This is a genomic window from Actinosynnema sp. NPDC053489 (assembly GCF_044544865.1).
In the GTDB taxonomy this organism is placed as follows: Bacteria; Actinomycetota; Actinomycetes; order Mycobacteriales; family Pseudonocardiaceae; genus Actinosynnema.
This window is the reverse complement of sequence record NZ_JBITXT010000006.1, coordinates 1-14,862: the sequence shown is the minus strand read 5'-3', so window position 1 is coordinate 14,862 and position 14,862 is coordinate 1. Positions and strand designations below refer to the sequence as shown.

General features: G+C 67.5%; 12 protein-coding genes, 1 tRNA gene and 1 pseudogene. 7 read left to right on the top strand and 7 right to left on the bottom strand.

Translation table 11 applies throughout. From position 1 onward, the window contains the following. Positions 1-4: 4 nt before the first annotated feature. From ACIGNX_RS14900 to ACIGNX_RS14885, 4 genes are all read right to left on the bottom strand, one after another. Entirely contained in the window at positions 5-1,654 is a 1,650-nt protein-coding gene (locus ACIGNX_RS14900; RefSeq protein ID WP_396540172.1) for a restriction endonuclease, read from the bottom strand. A gap of 7 nt (positions 1,655-1,661) precedes the next feature. Next, positions 1,662-4,001, bottom strand: a complete 2,340-nt coding sequence (locus ACIGNX_RS14895; RefSeq protein ID WP_396540170.1) for an ATP-binding protein — start codon at positions 3,999-4,001, stop codon at positions 1,662-1,664. Positions 4,002-4,124: 123 nt separating this feature from the next. Beyond that, positions 4,125-4,523 (bottom strand): very short patch repair endonuclease, encoded by a 399-nt coding sequence (locus ACIGNX_RS14890; protein ID WP_396541033.1) that lies wholly within the window; start codon positions 4,521-4,523, stop codon positions 4,125-4,127. Between the two features lie 383 nt (positions 4,524-4,906). Next, complete coding sequence (locus ACIGNX_RS14885) at positions 4,907-6,220, bottom strand: DNA cytosine methyltransferase (protein WP_396540168.1); 1,314 nt, start codon at positions 6,218-6,220, stop codon at positions 4,907-4,909. A gap of 323 nt (positions 6,221-6,543) precedes the next feature. Between ACIGNX_RS14885 and ACIGNX_RS14880 the strand changes: the two genes are divergently transcribed. Then, positions 6,544-7,419, top strand: a complete 876-nt coding sequence (locus ACIGNX_RS14880) for a GIY-YIG nuclease family protein (protein WP_396540166.1) — start codon at positions 6,544-6,546, stop codon at positions 7,417-7,419. A gap of 238 nt (positions 7,420-7,657) precedes the next feature. Here ACIGNX_RS14880 and ACIGNX_RS14875 read toward each other — a convergent pair. Further along, positions 7,658-7,728 (bottom strand) — tRNA-Gly (locus ACIGNX_RS14875). 70 nt (positions 7,729-7,798) lie between these two features. On the opposite strand from ACIGNX_RS14875, the gene dcd reads away from it, so the two are divergent. Further along, complete coding sequence (dcd, locus tag ACIGNX_RS14870; protein ID WP_396540165.1) at positions 7,799-8,380, top strand: dCTP deaminase; 582 nt, start codon at positions 7,799-7,801, stop codon at positions 8,378-8,380. On the opposite strand, the gene ACIGNX_RS14865 is transcribed toward dcd, so the two are convergent. Then, a complete protein-coding gene (locus tag ACIGNX_RS14865; RefSeq protein WP_396540163.1) occupies positions 8,377-9,360 on the bottom strand; it encodes a cation diffusion facilitator family transporter in 984 nt (327 codons plus the stop codon). The two genes, dcd and ACIGNX_RS14865, sit on opposite strands and share 4 nt — an antisense overlap. A gap of 143 nt (positions 9,361-9,503) precedes the next feature. Here ACIGNX_RS14865 and ACIGNX_RS14860 point away from each other — a divergent pair, with 143 nt between their 5' ends. Then, positions 9,504-9,887, top strand: coding sequence for a phage holin family protein (locus tag ACIGNX_RS14860; RefSeq protein WP_396540161.1), 384 nt, complete (start codon positions 9,504-9,506; stop codon positions 9,885-9,887). Positions 9,888-9,950: 63 nt separating this feature from the next. On the opposite strand, the gene ACIGNX_RS14855 is transcribed toward ACIGNX_RS14860, so the two are convergent. After that, entirely contained in the window at positions 9,951-12,224 is a 2,274-nt protein-coding gene (locus ACIGNX_RS14855; RefSeq protein WP_396540159.1) for a (Fe-S)-binding protein, read from the bottom strand. A gap of 139 nt (positions 12,225-12,363) precedes the next feature. Here ACIGNX_RS14855 and ACIGNX_RS14850 point away from each other — a divergent pair, with 139 nt between their 5' ends. The 4 genes and pseudogenes from ACIGNX_RS14850 to ACIGNX_RS14835 all read left to right on the top strand — a co-directional run bounded on the left by ACIGNX_RS14850 (position 12,364) and on the right by ACIGNX_RS14835 (position 14,771). Continuing rightward, positions 12,364-12,696 (top strand): DMT family transporter, encoded by a 333-nt coding sequence (locus tag ACIGNX_RS14850; RefSeq protein WP_396540157.1) that lies wholly within the window; start codon positions 12,364-12,366, stop codon positions 12,694-12,696. Continuing rightward, positions 12,683-13,221, top strand: a pseudogene (locus tag ACIGNX_RS14845) (TetR/AcrR family transcriptional regulator). Before ACIGNX_RS14850 ends, ACIGNX_RS14845 begins: the two are co-directional and overlap by 14 nt. A gap of 23 nt (positions 13,222-13,244) precedes the next feature. Next, positions 13,245-13,814 carry a hypothetical protein gene (locus ACIGNX_RS14840; RefSeq protein ID WP_396540155.1) on the top strand — a complete coding sequence of 190 codons (570 nt, stop codon included), beginning with the start codon at positions 13,245-13,247 and terminating at the stop codon, positions 13,812-13,814. A gap of 168 nt (positions 13,815-13,982) precedes the next feature. Continuing rightward, positions 13,983-14,771: a DUF4097 family beta strand repeat-containing protein gene (locus tag ACIGNX_RS14835; protein WP_396540153.1), complete on the top strand. Its 789-nt coding sequence runs from the start codon at positions 13,983-13,985 to the stop codon at positions 14,769-14,771. Positions 14,772-14,862 lie beyond the last annotated feature (91 nt).

Here is a 14,862-nt window from a genome sequence, read left to right as displayed (position 1 = left end):
GAAGTCACAGCACGGCCGGGAACTGGAGGCGGTGTTCATCGTATGCCGTTTCCAGACTCGCCGCATCCTTGATCCACTCTTCCATCAACCCCCCTACCCCCTGGTCGCTGAAGGATATGGAAGAACGGGAGACCTGGTCCAAGGTCTCGATTTCGCCGCCCGTCTCGAGTGCCCTCTTGATGCCTAGTACGGCCGCGATCCTCCTCAAGTCGCTCACGAAGTCGAGTACCAGGACGCGGTCCTTACCCGGCCTCAGTCGTAGGCCGCGTCCCAGCTGCTGTACGAAGATCCTCCGTGAGTGAGTGACCCTCGCGAAGCAGAGGATGTTCACGTCCGGGATGTCAACACCTTCGTTCAAGATGTCGATGGCGGTGAGTACCGGTACGTCTCCAGACCTGAACGCCAAGAGACGCCGCCGCCGCTCTTGCTTCCCGAGTCGGGCGTGCAGCGCTTCGGCTCCGGACCATAGCGGGGTTCGCCGCAACACGTCCGCCATCCGCTCCGCATGTTCGACGGTGCGGCAGAAGACGATCGCGCGTGGTGCGGTCACGCGCGTCCATGCGGCGGCGATTTGGTCCCTGATCGCTTCATCGCGTTGTGGAAGGAACAAGCGGGCGTTCAGCTCACCCAATCCGTACGCGTGTTCACTGGCCTGCCGCACGACATCCCAATCGACATTGTCCACGAAGATTTGGTAGTCGACCTGGGCGAGGTAGCCGCGTCGCATCCCCTCCTCGATGTCGAGGGTGAAGCACGCGAGACCGAACTGGTGACTGATGTCATGCGCGTCACCGCGCCAGGGTGTCGCGGTGACACCGAACTGGCGTGCTCGCTCCAGCAGTCCGAGCAGCTCGACATATTGGCCGTCGGCACTGAGGTGATGCGCCTCATCGACCATCACCAGCGCGGGGCGGTACCCGAACCGGGCCGCGTTCAGTGCTGATCCGACAGTGGCGCAAGTCAGCCCTGACAGATCGTCTGGGCGAGTGTCCCCGGTCAGAAGGCGGGTGGGCACGGTTTTCGGCAGGTGTCGCCACAACGCCCTCTCCAACTGATGGACTAGGTCCTTGGCGTGTGCCACGACCAGCACCTGGTCGTCTGGGAATCGTGCCAGGTGACCTGCGATGACCTCACCCGCGACGACGGTCTTACCTAGTCCTGTGGCGAGGACGAGCAATGCCCGCCCTATCGCGTCCAAATCCGCTTCTACCGCATCGCGGGCATCCGACTGGTAGGCCCGAAGTCGAAGACCTCCGAACGTGTCCGGCACCCGGTCGAATGCGGCGCTGAGGTCGCTACCGCTCCACAATGGCACAGGCGGTCCATACGCGCCGAGGCTGGCCGCGCGCCTACGTGCCTCTGGACTGAACCTGGAGTTCGTCACCACGACTGCGCTATGGGCCCGGTACTTGTCTCGGGCGCGGGCGACTTCGTCGACGGCGTCCATCCCGACCGCACCGCGACGCTTCCACTTGCACTGGACGACCCACTCCTGGCCGTTGCGCCTGGCCAGGATGTCGCCGCCGCCGTCGCCCGGGCCGTCGATGTTCACCACGTCGGTGAACCCCAGGTGCCAGAGGAGGCGCTCCACCTGCCTGGGGAACTGCGTCGGACCAGCATCCAGCAGGGACGCTCGTGCCAAGAACCCTTGCACCAGTCACCTACTGGAGTTCTGTGAGGTCACGGCCTATGAGGCGGCAACTGAGCCGGATCCTGGTCAACTCGTCCTGGTCCAGTTTGGGGCGATGCTCCTCCAACAGGGCCAGGTCGCTGAGCGGGTTGACGAGGCGTTCGACCACCAAGTCGCGAACGCCTTGGTCTTTGAGGCTCGCATACGGGCGTCGGAACACCTGTCCGTCGAGGAACGCCTCGGGGCGTCGCTGGACCAACCGGACCAGAGCACTGGCTGGGGCGAACGTGATGAACTCGCCGCTCCGAAACGCCTCGTCCCACGCGGCACCGGTCATGGCCTCGACCGCGAACCGCCGCTCGACGTCGACGCGCTCGCTCAAGGTCAGTAGCTCCCAGAAACCCTCCGGCTCACCGGAGATCGGCACGACCATCAACTGGCGAACTTGTTCGAGGAGCCGCTCAGCTTCTTCCGCCATCGCGCCCGGCGTGAGCCGCGGGCTGGTGGTGCGATGTCTCAACTCCGAGATGATCGCCGCCAAGGGCCGGGTCGACCGCGCTCGGTTCCGCAAGAAGTCCGCGGCTTCCACCAACGCGAGGTCGCGAACGTCGGCACCGTGCTGGGTGAACAGGTGGTCCGAGGCGTTCACGAAGATCTCCAAACGCGGGGCTCTCACCATGAATGACACGACGGGCGCCGCGTTGCTCATCGCGTTGACCAACGGCGCGGAGGCGTTGACAACCCACACGTTCAACTCCACCTCACCCAGGTCGGGCACGTGGTAGCGACCGGAGAGGTCAACCAGTCGGGTTCCCTTCGTCCGGTAGGCGCTCAGCCGCTTGTCGAGCGACTCTTCGGGTCTCTCGACGACCGGCGGTTCCTCCGCCGAACCCGTGCCGCGGGCGTCGGGTGGCTCGTCGAGCGGTGATGTGCCGCCGATCGGTCCTGTCCCGAGACCCGGCAGGATCTCTCCCGGCTCGGCCGGCACGTCGTCCGAGTCGTTCTGATGGTCGTGGGAATAAGCAGCTTCGTACCAGATCTGGTCCGACTGGTACTCGAGCTCCCCGGCGCGGAACTTGTTGGCCCACTCCCTGGCTTTATCGTGGAGGGCGACGTGGCCGTCGCCCGGGACCAGGTAGTTCAGCCCGGGGTCTTGCCGGCGAAAACCTGCGTACAACCGCGCCAATGGGCTGTCGTTCTCGGGTAGTTCGCGTTTCTTCGCAACCTTTGGGCGCAAAGGGCTCGTCCCGCGAACCGCCCGCAGAACCTGATTCCATTCATGGGTCTCGAACTCGAACGCGTTCTTCTGGTAATTCGGGTTGACGTGGTCGCAGTGAATCTCTCCCACAATTCGTCCCACTGCGGTCTTCGCGTCAATGGGGTATTCGAGCTCAGGCTCGTCCAACCCGTCTTCGTCGCTCCAGTAGAAGACGCGCTTGTCCTTCAGGAGAATTTTACGACCGTTTCGTAGAAAATCTATTCCATAGTCGGTCTTGTGGAAGTAGCGCTGCACGCCGATCCAGCCCCAGATGCGTCGTTGACGAAGTGCGAGGTCGTTCGAACCGCATTCCTCGCAAATCTCTGATCCGACGGCGCTCCAATGTCCGCACGACATGCAGGCCAGCTTGTCGGTGAGCGGTACGTCGATGTGTTGAACCGCGTTGATGTCGACACCCTGCCTCGTGACCACGCGCTTCTCGTCCCATATGCAGGGAAGTCGCGGCTTTACGGGCTTGCTGTTGATGAACAGCGAGAAACCTCGCTTCGACAGCAGGTAACTGTAGACATCACCGAGCTTCTGTCTGATCACGTTCTGCGTTTGCACGCGCTTGAGTGCGTCGTACTGCTCCGACTTGAGGTCGGATATCGTGATAGTGGTGCCATGTTCGGTCGGATTGGTCTTCGGTGTCAGTCGGTATGGTGCCTCGAAGCGCTTTGACTCCGTGATCGCCTTGAGGTCGAGGTCGACCTCGATCCAGTCCGCATCGCCAGCGCGGCTTGTCCGCACGGTCGTCCGCCGCCCCAGTCGCGCGGTGCTGATGTTGAAGCCCATGCCGAACAGTCCGAGGGCGCCGTGCCTACCGTTGCTGCTCCAGCCAGCGCTGACTGCTTTCGCGACGGCGTTGAGACTCATCCCGCGACCGTTGTCCTTGACGGTGATCGTCGCTTCGGAACGCGAGTGGGTGGCAGCGGGGAGTGTGATGGAAACCGTCGGTCGGTGTAGTTCGTTCCTGGCCGTCTGGAACTCGTCGAACGCGTTGTCGACCAGTTCTGCGATGCATTGCCAATGTGCGAACTCGATATCACCGAGGACCGCGAGGATCTTGGTGTGGGGTGTGACGTCTATGAATCGCCGGTCGTTCACATGCACTCTCCAAGGGTGCCGTCCGCTACGGGATCGTGCACCGACAGCCCGCAAAAGTGCGGATTCGACGGGTTGTGAGTCGGCTTCTCCGAGAAGAGCATGGCCTCACAGTAGTGCGCGTCCGGCGCATCATGTAGCCCGAGCACGAGGTGGCCCGGAGGCGGCCTCGACCATCCGGACGATTCGTTCGGCGACCGCCTGTGAGTCTTCGTGCTCCCAGACCCGGAGCACCGTCCAGCCCGCTTCGTCGAGTGCCGCGTTGGTCTCCTGGTCTCGGCGGCGATTGTCCTCGATCTTGGTCCGCCAGAACTCCTCGTTCGCCCGGGACGCTCGATAGTGCTCCGGACAGCCGTGCCAATAGCAACCGTCGACGAGCACGGCCAAGCGCACCTTGGTGAACACCACATCGGCGGTGCGCCGAAGTCCCGGAACGGGCCTGATCCCTACTCGGTATCGGAGCCCGCGTTTATGCAGGATCCTTCGTAGCTTCATCTCCGGGCCGGTGTCACGAGCCTTGTTCCTCCGCATCACTGATCGCACGGACGGTGAAGCCGCCCAGGATTCCGAGGGGAGTGGGCGCTCATCGAGAAGGCCCTTCTCCCGAGCGATGCGCCAACCCTCCACGAGGTTGTCGAACCGCCGACTGCGATCGACCTCACCCAGGTACCTGGCTGGAGACCGCCCATCCTCATACCACCGAAGATAGGCGCGGATCCGCCTGGTCTTGGGTAGCAGTTTCAACTCGACCGACGCGCGGGCGAAGCGTCCGTCCTTCAAGCCGATCCAGCGTCGGTCGGACCCGCCCGCCGCGCGATCCTGCTCGCGAGCCGCCGTCGCCCTCGTTCGTCCGGCTCTCGCCTTCCACGCCCGGTCGGGAGGCGGTCGATCGCTCCACCCCCCGCAGGCGGCCGTCATCGGTCCTCCGCCGCGTCCAAGGCGTCCGCCACCGCCCTGGCGAACACCTCCCCCAGCAGTACTGGAACGGCGTTGCCGAGCTGGCGCATCTGCTCACCTCGAGGTCCGCACAGGACCCGATCGTCGGGAAAGGTCATCACCCTCGCCGTCTCCCGCACGGTCATGTACCGGTGCAGGTAGCGCCATCCTGTGGGCGAATCCTCATCGCGTACCCGGTCGTCGGTCAGCATCACCGACTCGCCACCCGGTACACCGTGCACACCGGCCTTGACCGTCTTCGCCGGTCGGTCCAGGTAGTTCGGGGTGTGTCCGGGATAGATCCGCGCGTCCGGCCAACCGATGTGGTCTGAGAACCCGTTGGGCTTCCGGTCGACACGGTCCAGTTCGTCCCACGGCACAGGGGGCAGGGGGGCGCGAGGTTGACCGTGTTCGTCCACAACGCCGTAGATGGCGTCCCTCAGCGTGCGCCAAGGCTTCATCCCGTCGTCGAGTGGCATTGTCACCGGGAGGCGGGCCATGACGACCTTCCGAACGTGGTCGGGCACCTTGGGGTGTGCCGACCAGTACCGGCCATCGATCATCGACCGGATCAGCGCGATCTCCGAGTAGCGTGGACGCACAGCCGCCTTGAACGCCTCAAGGTCGACCTTCAGGTCGGACCGGAAGGCGACGATGATGATCCGGTGTCGGATCTGCGGAACTCCGTAGTCAGCGGCGTTGACCTTGGTCACAACGACGTTGTACCGCTCATGCGGATCGACCGAGTCGGTTCGCAGGCGCTCCTGGAGCTGTTTGTCGTGGACCTCCCAGCTGGTGTCTTGCCGTTCCTCGAAGGGCAGTTCCAGTTCGCGGAGGATGTAGTCGAAGTACGGCCTGAATGACGGCCGCAGGAGACCCGTGACGTTCTCACAGATGACCGCTTTGGGGCTGATCTCCCTGATGGCCCGGAACATCTCGGGGAACATGTTGCGCTTGTCCTCGTCGCCCTTCGCGACGCCGCCGAGGCTGAACGGCTGACACGGCGGGCCTCCCGCGACCACGTCCACCAAGCCGTTCAGGTACTTCATGCTCAAGCCGCGAACGTCGCCCTCGACGAGGGGCACCTTCGCTCCCGGTGGAGGTACCCGCTCGGAGTCGCCCCGCGGTTCGGCGCCACCGGCCTCCAAGGTGCGGCAGGCGTGCTTGTGGAACTCGTTGAACAGCAGGGGGCGGAAGCCGGCTCGGTGAACCGCCATGGCGAGACCGCCGCCTCCCGCGAACAACTCCACGGCGGTGCGATCCCTGTCGGTGTTTCCGGCCTGTTCAGACATGGTGAAAGTGTACCGCGGAAAGTTGATCTTGAAGGCTGTTTGGGCACTGTGACGACCGCGTGTCGTGAGTGATGCGCGAACCGGTCCGGCACTGTGAACGGCGGCCGTCGGCGTGCGCGGCCGACAGGACCACGGTCTACCCGCCCCGAACGGTCAAGCCCGCATGGCCGCTAGACGCACTCAGCCTTCGGGTCGCCTGATCGATGGTCAAGGGATCGGCGAAATGGAGGATGGCGGCGAACCTTCGCGTACCAAGAGGTGCGTCAAGCGTGGTCGAATCGCCCGTCGGGGCGATCAAGCGGATGTGAGCTAAGTTGCCGACCGTGACGGAACAGCTCCCACTGGCGGTCCCCGGCACCGCACCGAGACCGAGCGCTGAGTTTCAGCTGAGCATCACGCGAGCGATGAGGGACCAACTGGCCGAAGGGCTCAACGGGCTCGAGGCGGCCAAACTGAATCGGGACGAGCTCGCGAGATTGTCGCCTCGCCCCGGCATCTACGAGCTCTACTTGAACGGCGGTGAACCCGAACACCGCGTATACGTGGGGAAAGCCACCAACAACCTGCCCGAACGGCTTGGAGATCACCTGAAGAAGTTGTCGGGACGAAGGGGACTCGACATCGACGAAGTGCGCTTCAAGTGCCTCTATGTCAACGAGGACCTCGACGCGGCGTCTCCCGAAAAGATGCTCATCAAGCTATATCGAGCGGACGGCACCGCTCCGTGGAACAACTCGGGTTTCGGAGGTCGGGACCTCGGAAGGAACCGCGACCACACCGTTGTCGAGGCGAAGCACTTCGACGCCCGCTATCCGATCGACGTGAGCCAGCCGATCGGAGGTCTGACGGTTGGTGCCCAACAGGTTCGCGCGCTGTTGAGTCGAGCGAAGAAGAATCTGCCGTATCTTTTCCGATACGAGACGAAGGGACACCTTCGTCGAGACCTGGACGCCAATGTCACTGTGCCGTCCAGCACCTTGCCCTTCATCGATGTCATCCGGCTGGCGCTGGCGGCCTTGCCCGAAGGGTGGCAGGCCACCGCCCTGCCAGGTTACATGATCCTCTACAAAGAGTCCGTCGATTACCGCAGCGCCAGCGCGTTCTGGCGTAGGCAGGGCGATCTGGTGCTCGAGACCAAGGGTGAGGGCTTCCTGTCGGATGGTGACGTCGACACCGATGAGGACGAAGAACAGCAATGACCCCGCACGTCTGGGTGGCGGCATGCGCATCGCCGCCACCCAGACGTGATGAGATCAGCTAGACGTCGGACCCAGGAAGACGTGCGACGTCTCGCGAGGATGAGGTCTGTGAAGCACGGACGCCTGTCGGAGTATCCGAGGACACGTCCGTCAGCCGCCGTCAGCCGCTGACGCCTCTGCCCAATCACGACGAAGGCCCAGGTCGCGGAGCTCGCGATCTGGGCCTTCGTCGTAGAAGAGCGGGTGACGGGAATCGAACCCGCCTCTACAGCTTGGGAAGCTGTCGTTCTACCAATGAACTACACCCGCGTTGCGCGCTCGATCATACACACAGCCCGTGGTGTCGGGGCGCAAGGGGCCGTCACCTACGCTGTGCCCCGTGCTGCTGAGTGACCGTGATCTGCGCAAAGAGGTCGAGTCCGGCCGGTTGGTGCTGGAGCCGTTCGACGACGTCATGGTGCAGCCATCCAGCATCGACGTGCGGCTGGACCGGTTCTTCCGGGTCTTCAACAACACCCGGTACACGCACATCGACCCCGCCGTGCAGCAGGACGACCTCACCACGCTGGTCGAGCCGGTCGACGACGAGCCGTTCGTGCTGCACCCCGGCGAGTTCGTGCTCGGCTCGACGTTCGAGCTGGTCACGCTGCCGGACGACCTCGCGGGCCGGTTGGAGGGCAAGTCGTCGCTGGGTCGCCTCGGCCTGCTCACGCACTCGACCGCGGGCTTCATCGACCCCGGTTTCTCCGGCCACATCACGCTGGAGCTGTCGAACGTCGCCAACCTGCCCATCACGCTGTGGCCGGGCATGAAGATCGGCCAACTCTGCCTGTTCCGGCTCAGCAGCTCGGCCGAGCACCCGTACGGCTCGACGCAGGCGGGTTCGCGGTACCAGGGGCAGCGCGGCCCGACGCCGTCCCGCGCGTACCTCAACTTCCACCGCACGGACACCCGCCGCTAGAGCTTCAGGTCCCCGTACCGGGCCAGCACCCGCGACCGCAGCTCCGGGTCGTTGCGCGGCACGGGTTCGAGGAACACCTCGTCCACCTCGGGGTGCGCGGCGCGCAGTTCGGCGTCGATCCGGACGCACGCGCGTTCGAGGTCGGCCGCGCCCAGCGCGTCGTCGAAGTCGAGCCGCGCGCACACCAGCACCCGGTCGGTGCCGACGGCCATCGTCAGCAGGTCCACGACCTGCTCGACCTCCGGTTCGGCGCGCAGCCGCTCCCACACCGCCCGCACCAGCACGGGGTCGGCCTGCCTGCCGATGAGCAGCCCCCGGTTGGTCGCCGCCAACGTGTACGCGGCGAACGCGAGCAGCACGCCGATCGCCAGCGACGCCACGCCGTCCCACACCGACGACCCGGTCAGGTGGTGCAGGCCCAGCCCGCCGAACGCGAGCAGCAGCCCGACCAGCGCGGCCGAGTCCTCGAAGAACACCGTCTTCACCGTCGGGTCGTCGGAGATCCGCAGGAACCCGAGCATGGACCGGCCCTCGGCCCGCGACTCGCGCCGCACCTGCCGCGCGGCCTGCGACCAGGACACGCCCTCCAGCACGAACGCCAGCGCCAGCACGATGTAGCCGACGACGGGGCTGCCCTGCTCCTCGGGCGCGCCGAACACGGTCCGGAACCCCTCGTAGAACGCGAACACCGCACCCGACACGAAGATCGACACGGCGGCGAGCAGCGACCAGAAGTACCGGTCCTTGCCGTAGCCGAACGGGTGCCTGCGGTCCGCGGGGCGGGTCGACCGGCGCAGCGCGGTCAGCAGCAGGGCCTCGGTGAGCGTGTCGGCGACGGAGTGCGCCGCCTCGGACATCATCGCGGCCGACCCGGTGATCACCCCGGCGATCGCCTTCATGATCGCGATGGCGAGGTTGACCCCCAGGGCGATGAGGACGGTGAGGGTGCTCTCGCCGCCCTTCGACTCCTCAGCTGCCATACCCCGAACTTAAGCCGCACGGGCGCGGTCCGCGCGGTGTGATCGCGGTCGGGAGGGTCACACGCGCGCGTTGGTCCCATCGGGGGCACGCGGGCGTCGTCGTGCCTGAGCCGTTCGGACGACCACCCCCGCTAGCCTGCGGCATGGGCATTTTGGTGCGGGTACTGCTGACGGCGGTGGCGGTCTGGGTGGCCACGCTCATCCCGGGCATCGACCTGGAGGCGGGCGCGTCGACGTCCGCGAAGATCGGCACGCTGATCGGGGTGGCCCTGCTGTTCGGCCTGGTCAACGCCGTGGTCAAGCCGCTGGTGAAGTTCTTCGGCTGCCTGTTCTACCTGGTGACGCTGGGTTTGATCGGCCTGGTGGTGAACGCCCTGCTGTTCTGGCTCACGGGCTGGCTGGCCAACGAGCTGGGCCTGCCGTTCGAGGTGAGCGGCTTCTGGCCGGCGTTCTTCGGCGCGATCATCGTCGCCCTGACGAGCTGGCTGCTGACCATCGCCTACGACCGCGTCACCGAGCGCGGCTGACCCGCGGACGACGACGCCCCCCGGTCCGGTCGGGACCAGGGGGCGTGCGCGCGTCCCGAGCGGCTAGTTCGACGCGGCCTTGTCCTCGTCCGGCAGCGGGGTGCCGGTGGACGACTCGTCGGTCGGCACGTCCTGGCGCTCGCGGTCCAGGCCGCGGCGCACCGAGGTCAGCAGCAGCTGCGCCACGTCCACGACCTCGACGTGCGAGCCGGCCGAGCCCTCGTTCTGCCGGGCCGTCACGCCGTCGGTCAGCATCACGCGGCAGAACGGGCAGCCCGTCGCGATCTTCGACGGCGCGGTGCCCAGCGCCTCGTCCACGCGGTCGAGGTTGATGCGCTTGCCGATCCGCTCCTCCATCCACATGCGGGCGCCGCCGGCGCCGCAGCACATCGACCGCTCCTCGTGGCGGGGCATCTCGCGCAGCGTCGCGCCGGACGCGCCGACCAGCTCGCGGGGCGCCTCGTAGACCTTGTTGTGCCGGCCCAGATAGCACGGGTCGTGGTAGGTGACGTCCTCCGCCACCTCGGCGACCGGCACCAGCCTGCGCTCGCGCACCAGCCGGTTGAGCAGCTGCGTGTGGTGCACGACCTCGAACTGGCCGCCGACCTGCGGGTACTCGTTGGCCAGGGTGTTGAAGCAGTGCGCGCACGTGACGACGATCTTGCGCTGCCCGGCGGGCCGCCCGTCGAACACGGCGTTGAGCACCTCGACGTTCTGCTGCGCGAGCATCTGGAACAGGAACTCGTTGCCCGCGCGCCGCGCCGGGTCGCCGCTGCAGCTCTCCTCGGGCCCGAGCACGGTGTACTTGACGCCCGCGGTGTGCAGCAGCTCGGCCACCGCCCGGGTGGTCTTCTTCGCCCGGTCCTCGAACGCGCCCGCGCAGCCGACCCAGAACAGGTACTCGGCGTCACCCAGTTCGCCGTCGAACACCGGCACCTCGAACTCCAGGCCCTCGGTCCACGCCAGCCGGTCCTTGGCGTTCTGGCCCCACGGGTTGCCCTTGTTCTCCAGGTTCTTGAACATGCCGCCCAGCTCGGACGGGAAGTTCGACTCGATGAGCACCTGGTAGCGGCGCATGTCGACGATGTGGTCGACGTGCTCGATGTCCACCGGGCACTGCTCGACGCACGCGCCGCAGGTCGTGCACGACCAGAGCACGTCGGGGTCGATGACGCCCAGCTCGTCCGCGCCGCCGACCAGCGGCCGCTCGGACTCGGCCAGCGCCAGCACGTCGATGGACTCCAGGCGCTTCTTGTAGTCCTCGTACTTGTCCTCGACCAGGCCGACCTCGTCGCCCGCCATGTCGCGGGAGCCGCCGGCGAGCAGGTAGGGGGCCTTGGCGAACGCGTGGTCGCGCAGCTGGGTGATCACCAGCTTGGGCGACAGCGGCTTGCCGGTGTTCCACGCGGGGCACTGGGACTGGCAGCGCCCGCACTCGGTGCAGGTGCTGAAGTCCAGCCAGCCCTTCCAGGAGAAGTCCTCGACCTTGCCGACGCCGAACACGTCCTTGTCGGGGTCGGCCTCCTCCAGGTCGAGGACCTTGCCGCCGCTCATCATCGGCTTCAGCGCGCCGAGCGCGACGCCGCCGTCGTCCTCGCGCTTGAAGTAGATGTTGAAGAACGCGCTGAACCGGTGCCAGGCGACGCCCATGGTGAGGTTCTTGGACACGACGATCAGCCACACCATGCCGGACAGCAGCTTGGTGATCGCCATGATCGAGACCCAGTCGGGGTTCGCGGGCAGGATCGTGGACAGCGGCGCGGTGACGAACGACGTCCACAGCGGCGGGTCCTCCAGGCCGGAGGCCTGCTTGAACGCCTTCACGCCGAGGATGCCGAGGCCCTCGATGACGACGACGGCTTCCACGAAGTAGGCGGACTTGAAGTCCGAGCCCGCGAACCGCGAGACGCGGTCGGCGCGGCGCGGGTGGTTGAGCTGGCGGATGACCGCCAGGGCGACGCCGCCGACGACGGTGCCGATGCCGAGCAGCTCGACCAGCAGCAGCCAGATCGACCAGGTGCCGATGACGGGCCAGTGGAAGCCGGGGTCGAAGACCTCGCCGTAGGCCTCGAACAGCACCGCGGAGCCGATCAGGAAGCCCCACATCACCATCCAGTGCCAGGGCGCGACCTTGCGGAACTTGGCCATCCGGGTGTGCGCGACGAACTCGACGACCAGCGTGCGCAGGCGGGGCAGGAACGGCCCGGTGCGGGTCGGGTCCGGTTGGCCGAGGCGGATGATCCGGATCATCCGCAGGACACCGGCGACGAACAGACCCCAGGCGAACACGCTGACGGCGACGCCGATGGCGCCGAGGGTGAGCTGGAGGGCTCCCATTGTGGTGGCGGCCTTTCTCGTCCGTTCTCCTGGCTGGGCAGCCTACGCCCGATTACTGGCCGGTAACCACTTGGACGTGGCCGATCGCATAGGGTCCGTACAGTAGTGGAACAGGTGTTCCACTACTCGGGGGTCCGACGTGCTCGTCTACCTGGTGCTGGCCGTGGCGATCATCGGCGAGGTCACCGCCACCGTGTCCCTCAAGCTCTCCGAGGGGTTCTCCAAGCCGGTGCCCTCGGTCGTGGTCGTCATCGGGTACCTCGTCGCGTTCGGCGCGCTGAGCCGGGTGCTGCAGCTCGGCATGCCGATCGGCGTGGCGTACGCCATCTGGTGCGCCTTCGGGATCGCGGCGGTCGCGAGCATCGGCGTGCTCGTGTTCAAGGAGCCGATCAACGCCACGATGGTGGTCGGGCTGCTGCTCGTGATCGCGGGCGTGGTGGCCATCGAGGTCGGCAGCGGTGCCGCCGCCTGACGGCCGGCGGGCCCGCGGCGACCGGCGCAGGCGCGAGATCCTGGCCGCGGCGCCGCGGCGCCGCGGGTCGTGGAGCGCGACGGCGTGGCCGGGGTGAGCCACCGGTCCGTGGCGCGAGGCGGGCGTGCCGATGACGTCCACGACCTGCTACCACTCCACGCTGGACGAGCTGCTGATCGCCACCCTCACCTGGTCGGCGCAGGAGATGGCCGCGAGCTTCCGCGAGGTGCCGCCCACGCCCCCGGCCGTGGCCCGGTTCCTCGCCGACGCCGCCGGGCCGCACCGGGGCCGCACGCCGGCCGAGTACGAGCTGTACCTGCCGGCGGCGCGGCGGCCGGAGCTGCGGACGGCGGCCCGGCGGTGGACCGCCCCCTGGCCGAGGCGGCGGGCCGGCGAGACCCGGTGGCGCTGCGGGCGGTCCTCGCGGGCCTGGACGGGCTGCTGATCCAGGCGTTGATCGCGGATTTCCCCCCAATGGCGGAGGAATTGGAACCGGTCGTGTCCCTTCTGATGCTCGGCGGATGACCTTCGCGCGGGACACTGGTGGCATGAGGTTCGCCGGGCGTGAGTCGTGGCAGGTGTCGCACGGGACGAATCACGCGGTCAACACCGCGCTGTTCGTCCGGGACACGCTCGCGCTCTCGGTCGAGACCGTGCCCGAGCTGCCGGGGCTGGACCCGTCGGTGCCCGTCGTGGTGCCGCCGGGCGTGGACCGGGCGGCCTCGGCCGAGGAGTGGCTCGGCTGGTGGGCCGACGTGCTCGACCACGCCCGCGCCGAGCTGCCCGGCGGCGCGCCCGACGACCCGGCCGGCCCGTCGCTGCGGGTGAGGCCCGCGCTGCGGGCGGCCGTGCTGGCGCTGCGGCAGGCGGCGGTCGAGTACGGCGAGCGGTACGTGGCGTCGCGGGGCGCGTTGCCGATCGGCGAGGTCGTGCGCGGGGTCGAGGGCCGGATCGGGCGGTACGTGCGGCCGTTCCGGCTGGTGATCACCGAGGTGCCGGTGCAGGGCCTGGTGTGGGAGCGGATGACCGGGACGCACGTCATCGCCTCGCAGCGGTTCCTGGACGACCCGGCCCGCTCCGCGCCCGCCCTGCGCGCCGTCGTGGAGTCCCTGGCCTGACCGACCGCCCGCCTGCGGTCAGCTTGCCGACCGACCGCCCGCTGACGGCTCGCTGACCGCGGGGGTAGGGCCAGCCCCCGTATCGGGTCGGGGGTCTTCCCGGTGGGCCGGCCGGCCCGGTACTCCTACCGTTGAGGTCGACGGCCTTGACGCCTGAAGGGGGCAGCGGTGGTTCAGCGGATCGCGTTGGCGGCGGGGGTGGCGGTGGTCGCGGCGCTGGCGCTCACCTCGTGCGTGCGGCTGGTGCAGAACGGCTTCGACGACCGGAACACGGTCTCCGACCAGGTGACCGAGGTCCGGTTGCAGAACGGCTCGGGCAACGTCGTGGTCCGCGGCAGGGAGGGCGCCACCGAGACCGAGGTCCGCCGGCGCGTCGAGTACCCGAAGGACGCGGACAAGCCCGGTGGCGTGTCCCACCGCATGGAGGGCTCCACGCTCGTCCTCGACGGCTGCGGCAACCGCTGCACGGTCAACTACGAGGTCACCGTCCCCGGCAAGGGGGTGCGGATCACCGGCGAGAACTCCTCCGGCGACGTGCGGCTGGAGGGCGTGGCCAGCGTCGAGGTCGAGGTCGGCTCCGGTGACGCGACCGTCCGCGACGTGGCGGGCGCGGTGAGCGTCGACAACGGCTCCGGCGACCTGGACGTGGCCGACGTGGGCGGCGACTTCGCGGGCAAGGTCGGCTCCGGCGCCACCAGGCTGACCGGCATGCGCGGCGCGGTGGCCGTCGACAGCGACTCCGGCGACGTGACCGTGAAGCTGGCCGCCGTCAACTCCGTGCGGGCCGACGCGGGCAGCGGCAACGTGACCGTCGACGTGCCGGAGGGCGCGTTCAAGATCGACGTGGACGCGGGCAGCGGCGAGAAGGACATCAAGGTCAGGAACGACCCGAACGCCGCCGCGGTGCTGACCCTGCGGGCGGGCAGCGGCGACGTCACCGTGCGCACCGCCGCCTAGGCAGTGTCCTGTAATTCGTCATCGCAGCCATAAGACGATGGCGGCGATGGTGAGTTCGGCCTGGTAGTAGGCGGCTCGTTTGGCGTAGCGG